Here is a 7,264-nt window from a genome sequence, read left to right as displayed (position 1 = left end):
GCATTCCCTCTTCTCGCGGTGTTGCTTCGTTTCTACCGTCCTCGCGCGACGGCAACCACGGACCCCGGCGACCCCTGGGTGCACGCGGTGCTGGGGGCTCTCACGGCGCGCGGCCTGCGTGTCGAGCGCCACGACCTCACCGGCGACGAGGACACCGCCGCGCTCACCGCCCTGCTCACCGGCGCCGGTGACACCGAGACCGAGGGCGCCGAAGGCATCGCGGGCGTCCTCTCGCTCCTCGCCCTCGACGAGCGCCCCCACCCCGACCACCCCGCCGTACCGCGCGGCCTCGCCACCGCCAAGGAGCTGCTGCACGCGCTGTCCGGCACCGAGGCGTCCGTGTGGGCGCTGACCCGCGGCGCCGTCGCCGTCGACAGCCGCGACCGGCTGACCTCCCCCGTCCAGGCCGAGACCTGGGGCTTCGGACGCGCCGTCGCCCTGGAACTCCCCGACGCCTGGGGCGGCCTCGCCGACCTGCCCGCCGACCCCGACGCCCGCAGCCTCGCCCGCCTGGCCACGCTCCTCGGCGGCCCCGAGGACCAGATCGCCGTACGCTCCTCCGGCGCGTACGCCCGCCGGCTGGCCCGGATGCCGCTGCCCGAGCCGGCCCGGGCCACCGACGCGGACGCGGAACTCGCCGTGCGGGCGGCCGACGACGACGGGATCGGGGGCTGGGGCGACCACGACACCGTCCTGATCACCGGCGGCACCGGCGCCCTCGGCGCCCACGTCGCCCGCTCGCTCGCCGTCTCCGGTGCCCGCCACCTGGTGCTCACCAGCCGCCGCGGACCCGGCAGTCCCGGTGCCGCCGAACTCGTCGCGGAACTGGAGGAGCTGGGTGCCCGGGTCACCGTCGCCGACTGTGACGTGGCCGACCGCGAGCAGCTCAGCCGTCTGCTGGGCTCCCTGCCCGCCGATCTCCCCCTCACCGGCGTCGTGCACGCCGCCGGTGTCCTGGACGACGGTGTCCTCGACGCCCTCACCCTGGACCGCTTCGAAGCCGTCCTGCGCCCCAAGACGCTCGGCACCGCCAACCTGGACGAGCTGACCCGCGACCACGGCGTCACCCTGTTCGTGCTCTTCTCCTCGATCGTCGGTGTCCTCGGCAACGCCGGACAGGCCAACTACGCCGCCGCCAACGCCTATCTGGACGCCGTAGCCGAGCAGCGGCGGGCCGAGGGACTGCCCGTCACCTCCGTGGCCTGGGGCCCGTGGGCCGACGCGGGCATGGCCACCGCCGACGTGCTCGCCGACCGGATGAGCCACGACGGCCTCGCCCCGATGGACCCCGTCACCGCCGTCGCCGCGCTGCGCGCCGCCGTCGCCGAGGGCATCCCGCACGCCACCGTCCTCGACGTGGACTGGCGGGCCTACGGCACCGCCATGACCGCGGCCCGGCCCAGCCCGCTCGTCGGCGACCTCCCCGAGGTCCGCCGTGCCCTGGAGGCGGCCGCCGCCACCGCGCCCGACACCCACGCCCTGCGCGAGCGGCTGCGCGGCCTCGCCCCCGCCGAACAGGACCGGCTGCTCACCGACCTGGTCCGCGCCGAGGTCGCCACCGCGCTGCGCCACTCCTCACCGGAGGCCGTGGACGTCCACCGTGCCTTCAAGGACCTGGGCTTCGACTCGCTGACCGCCGTGGAGGTCCGTAACCGGATCACCGCCGCCACCGACGTCAAGCTGCCCACCACGCTCCTCTTCGACCACCCCAACACCACGGCGGTCGTCGCCCACCTGCGCACCCTGCTCCTCGGCGACGAGCGCCCCGCCGCCGCGCCCGTCGTCCTCTCCGCGGGCGTCACCGACGAGCCCATGGCGGTCGTCGCCATGGCCTGCCGCTTCCCCGGCGGCGTCACCACGCCCGAGGAGCTGTGGAACCTCATGGCCGCCGAGGTGGACGCCGTCTCCACCCCGCCCGAGGACCGCGGCTGGGACCTGGACGCCCTGTACGACCCGGACCCCGAACGCCACGGCACCACCTACAGCCGTGAAGGCGGCTTCATCCAGGACGTCGCCGGATTCGACCCGGCGTTCTTCGGGATCTCGCCGCGCGAGGCCCTGGCCATGGACCCGCAGCAGCGGCTGCTGCTGGAGACCTCCTGGGAGGCCTTCGAGCGCGCCGGCATCGACCCGGGAAGCCTGCGCAACAGCGCCACCGGTGTCTTCGTCGGCAGCATCACCACGGACTACCAGGTCCGTCTGGGCGGCGCCGCGGCCCAGGAACAGCTCGCCGGCCACCTGATGACCGGCAACGCCTCCAGCATCGCCTCCGGCCGCCTGTCGTACACGTACGGCTTCGAGGGCCCCGCCGTGACGGTGGACACCGCCTGCTCCTCCTCCCTCGTCGCCCTGCACCTGGCGCTGCAGTCCCTGCGCACCGGCGAGTGCACGATGGCCCTGGCCGGCGGTGTCACCGTCATGTCCACGCCCGAGCCCTACGTCGAGTTCTCCCGGCAGCGGGGCCTGGCGGCCGACGGCCGCTGCAAGGCCTTCGCCGAGGGCGCCGACGGCATGAGCCTCGCCGAGGGCGTCGGCCTGGTCCTCCTGGAGCGGCTCTCCGACGCGCGCCGCAACGGCCACCCGGTCCTCGCCGTCGTCCGCGGCTCCGCCGTCAACCAGGACGGCGCCTCCAACGGCCTGACCGCCCCCAACGGCCCCTCCCAGCAGCGCGTCATCCGCCAGGCCCTCGCCAACGCCGGCCTCACCCCGGGCGAGGTCGACGTGGTCGAGGCGCACGGCACCGGCACCCCCCTCGGCGACCCCATCGAGGCGCAGGCCCTCCTCGCCACCTACGGCCAGGACCGCGCCCGCGCGGCCGCTGCTGCTCGGCTCCGTCAAGTCGAACATCGGCCACACCCAGGCCGCCGCCGGCGTCGCCGGCATGATCAAGATGATCCTGGCGATGCGACAGGGCACCCTGCCCAAGAGCCTCCACATCACCCGGCCGACCCCCGTCGTGGACTGGTCGAGCGGCGCCGTCCGCCTCGTCACCGAGTCCACTCCCTGGCCCGAGACCGGCCGTCCTCGCCGCGCCGGTGTCTCCTCCTTCGGCATCAGCGGCACCAACGCCCACCTCATCCTGGAGGAGGCCCCCGCCCCCGAACCCGCCGAGGACGAGGCGACGGACCCGTTCACCGAGCCCGTCGCGGACGACTCGGCCGACAATGTGCGCTCGTGGATGGTGTCGGGTAAGTCGCGTGCGGCGGTGGGGGAGCAGGCGGCGCGTCTGGCGGCGTCGGTGCGTGCGTCCGGGGCGTCGGTGCTGGATGTGGCGCATGCGCTGGTGTCGTCGCGTGTGGCGATGGACCGGCGTGCGGTGGTCGTGGGATCCGGCCGTGAGGAGCTGCTCGCGGGGCTGGACGCGCTGGCTGCCGGGGAGCCTTCCCCGCGTCTGGTGGAAGGCTCGGTCGGCGACGGCTCCGGCAGGGTGGTCTTCGTGTTCCCGGGTCAGGGTTCGCAGTGGGTGGGTATGGCGGTGGAGTTGTTGGGTTCGTCGCCGGTGTTCGCGGGGCGGGTGGCGGAGTGTGCGGCGGCGTTGGAGCCGTTCACGGGGTGGTCGTTGCTGGATGTGCTGAATGGTGTGGAGGGTGCTGCGTCGTTGGAGCGGGTGGATGTGGTGCAGCCGGTGTTGTGGGCGGTGATGGTGTCGTTGGCGGAGGTGTGGCGGGCTCAGGGTGTGGAGCCGGGTGCGGTGGTCGGGCATTCGCAGGGGGAGATCGCGGCTGCGGTGGTGGCGGGTGGGTTGTCGTTGGAGGACGGGGCGCGTGTGGTGGCGTTGCGGTCGCGTGCGTTGCGTGCGTTGTCGGGTCTGGGTGGGATGGTGTCGGTGGCGCGGGGTGTGGAGGAGGTTCGTGGTCTGCTGGCGGGCTGGGAGGGGCGGATTGGTGTGGCGGCGGTGAACGGGCCGTCGTCGGTGGTGGTGTCGGGTGATGCGGAGGCGCTGGACGAGTTCGTGGCCGCGTGTGAGGGGTCGGGTGTGCGGGCGCGTCGGGTGGCGGTGGATTATGCGTCGCACTCGGCGCATGTGGAGCGGATCGAGGAGGAGCTTGCGGATCTGCTGGCGCCGGTGGCGCCGCGGTCGTGTGGCGTGCCGTTCTATTCGACGTTGTCGGGTGGAGTGATCGACACGGCTGGTCTGGATGCCGGGTACTGGTATCGGAACCTGCGGGGGACGGTGGAGTTCGAGGCGGGGACGCGTGCGTTGCTGGCCGACGGGTTCCGGGTGTTCGTGGAGGTGAGTGCGCATCCGGTGGTGGCGACCGGGGTGCAGGAGACCATCGAGGACGCGGGGGTGCAGGCCGGTGTCGTCGGCACGCTGCGGCGCGATGAGGGTGGTCTGGAGCGGTTCGCGCTGTCGCTGGGTGAGGCGTGGGCGCTGGGCGCCGAGGTGGACTGGGAGACGCACTACGCGGGCACCCGGCCCCGCCACGTCGACCTCCCCACGTATGCCTTCCAGCGGCAGCACTACTGGCCGCGTTTCGCCGAGCTGGGCGGTGACGTCGGCTCGGCCGGCCTCGACTCGCCCGATCACCCCCAGCTCGGCGCCTCCGTCGAACTCGCCGGCGGTGACGGCCTGGTGGCCACCGCACGGTGGTCGCTGCGCACCCACCCCTGGCTCGCGGACCACGCGGTGTCCGGCACCGTGATCGTCCCCGGAACCGCGCTCGTGGAGTCCGTGATCCGGGCCGGCGACGTCCTCGGATGCGGCCGGATCGAGGAACTGACCCTCCAGGCCCCCGTGGTCCTCCAGGAACGGGGCGAGGCACAGGTCCAGATCGGCGTCGGCGAGCCCGACGCCTCCGGCCACCGTCCCGTCACCGTCCACACCCGCACCACCGGCCCCGACGGCGCCACCGAGGAGCTGTGGACGCTCCGCGCCCAGGGCACCCTCACCGAGCCCGGCGCCCCCGCCGTCGACCGGCCCGAGGAGTTCACCGCCTGGCCGCCCCCCGGCGCCACCGCCGTGGCCGCCGAGGGCTTCTACGAGCTTCTCGCCGGCCGTGGCTACGAGTTCGGGCCCGTCTTCCAGGGCGTGCGCGCCACCTGGAGCCGCGGCGAGGACCTGTACGCCGAGGTCGTCCTGCCCGAGCAGGTCCGGGGCGACGCCGGACGGTTCGGCATCCACCCCGCGCTCCTCGACGCCGCCCTGCACGCCGCCCACCTCGCCCCAGGCGGCGCCGAGCGCACGGTCGTCCCGTTCACCTGGACCGGAGTCTGCCTGCACGCCGCCGGAGCGACCGCGCTGCGTGTCCGCGTCTCCCCGGCAGGGCAGGACGCCATCTCCGTCCAGCTCACCGACCCGACCGGTGCCCCCGTCGCCACCATCGACGCCCTGGCCGTACGCGAGATCGCGCCGGACACCCTCGATCCGTCCGCCCGCGCCGCCCGCGACTGGCTGTTCCGCCTCGACTGGACACCGGTCACGCCGCCCGCCGCCGTCCCCGCCGCCACCGGCTGGGCCGTCCTCGGCACCCCGGCCGCTCCGGTCACGGCACCCGACGGCAGCGGAACCACGCTGCCCGCCTTCGCCACCCCCGGCGAACTGGCCGAGCACACCGAGGCCACCGGTCACCGGCCGGGCGCCGTCCTGCTGTTCGCCGGGGCCCTCGCCACGGACACGGCCGCCGCGCCCGACGCCGGACCGGACACCCCGGACGCCGTCCTCGGCGACGTACTCGCCACCGTCCAGAGCTGGCTCGCCGACGAGACCACCGAGGGCATCCCGCTGGTCGTCGTCACCCGCGGCGCCGCCCCCACCGGCCCCGCGGACCCCGCCCACGACCTGCCCGGCGCCGCCGTCTGGGGCCTGGTGCGCTCCGCCCAGTCCCAGCATCCGGGCCGCCTCGTCCTGGTGGACCTCGACGTCCACGACGACTCCTGGCTCGCCCTGCCGGCCGCGCTCGCCGCCGGTGAGCCGCAACTCGCCCTCCGCGAGGGCGCCGCGTACGCGCCGCGCCTGGTCCGCCCCCGTGCCTCCGACGCTCTCACCGTGCCCGAGGGGACCGAGAACTGGCGTCTCGACATCCCCGAGAAGGGGTCCGTCGACCGGCTGGAGATCGTCGCCGCCCCGGGGGCGGCCGAGGAGCCCGCCGCAGGCGAGGTGGCGATCGAGGTGCGTGCCGCCGGACTGAACTTCCGCGACGTCCTCAACACCCTCGGCATGTACCCCGGCCCCGCCGTGCTCCTCGGCGCAGAGGCGGCCGGTGTGGTCACCGCCGTGGGCGAGGGAGTCACCTGCTTCGCCCCGGGCGACCGCGTCATGGGCCTGGTCTCCGGCGGCTTCGCCCCCCGCGCCGTCGCCGACGCACGCATGCTCGCCCCCGTACCCGACGGCTGGACCTGGGCCCAGGCCGCCTCCGTACCCGTCGCCTTCCTCACCGCCTACTACGGACTGCGCGACCTCGCCCACCTCGACTCCGGCGAGTCCGTCCTCGTGCACGCCGCCGCCGGCGGTGTCGGCATGGCCGCGGCCCAGCTCGCCCGCCACTGGGGCGCCGAGGTCTACGGCACCGCGGGCGACCACAAGCGCACCCTGCTGCGCGCCGACGGCTGGGACGACGCCCACCTCGCCTCCTCCCGCACCCTCGCCTTCGAGGAAAGCTTCCGCGCCGCCAGCGGCGGCCGTGGCGTCGACGTCGTCCTCAACTCCCTGGCCGGCGACTACATCGACGCCTCCCTGCGGCTGCTCGCCCCCGGCGGACGCCTCGTCGACATGGGCAAGACCGATGTCCGCGACCCCGAGCAGGTCGTCCGCGACCACCCCGCCGTCGCCCTCTACCAGGCGTACGAACTGCGTGAGGCCGGTGAGGACCGCATCCAGGAGATGTTCCGCGACCTGTCGGAACTCTTCGCCTCCGGAGCCCTGCGCCCGCTGCCCACCGTCACCTGGGACGTCCGGCACGCCCGCGAAGCCTTCCGCCACATGGCCCAGGCCAAGCACTACGGCAAGATCGTGCTCACCCTGCCCCGCGCCTGGGACCCCGAGGGCACCGTCCTCGTCACCGGCGGCGCCGGAGTCCTCGGCGGCATCCTCACCCGCCACCTCGTCACCCGACACGGCATGCGCCACCTCGTCCTCACCGGCCGTCGGGGCCCCGACACCCCCGGCGCCGGCGAACTCGCCGCCGAGCTGCGGGAACTGGGAGCCGAGGTCACCCTCGCCGCCTGCGCCACGGGGTATTCGGATCCAGACCGGTCGTGCGGTACTCGGCCTGATGGTGGTCCCGCCCGACGCGGAACCCGGCCGGGTTGCTGCCCTGTGTGG

General features: G+C 74.6%; 1 protein-coding gene and 2 pseudogenes. All 3 read left to right on the top strand.

Annotated features, from left to right (window positions below; all coding sequences use genetic code 11):
• Window positions 1-588 precede the first annotated feature (588 nt).
• Window positions 589-2,751, top strand: a pseudogene (locus tag ABZ863_RS34945) (type I polyketide synthase); the annotation flags it as partial.
• Window positions 2,752-2,818: 67 nt separating this feature from the next.
• A pseudogene (locus ABZ863_RS34940) lies at window positions 2,819-2,878 on the top strand (hypothetical protein); the annotation flags it as partial.
• A gap of 3 nt (window positions 2,879-2,881) precedes the next feature.
• Window positions 2,882-7,264, top strand: a 4,383-nt coding sequence (locus ABZ863_RS34935; RefSeq protein ID WP_358543996.1) for an acyltransferase domain-containing protein, incomplete at its 3' end; no start/stop codon positions are given.

Origin of the sequence: Saccharomonospora sp. NPDC046836 (genome assembly GCF_040645195.1) — a bacterium.
Lineage (GTDB): Bacteria > Actinomycetota > Actinomycetes > Mycobacteriales > Pseudonocardiaceae > Prauserella_A.
This window is presented reverse-complemented; position numbering and strand designations above follow the sequence as displayed.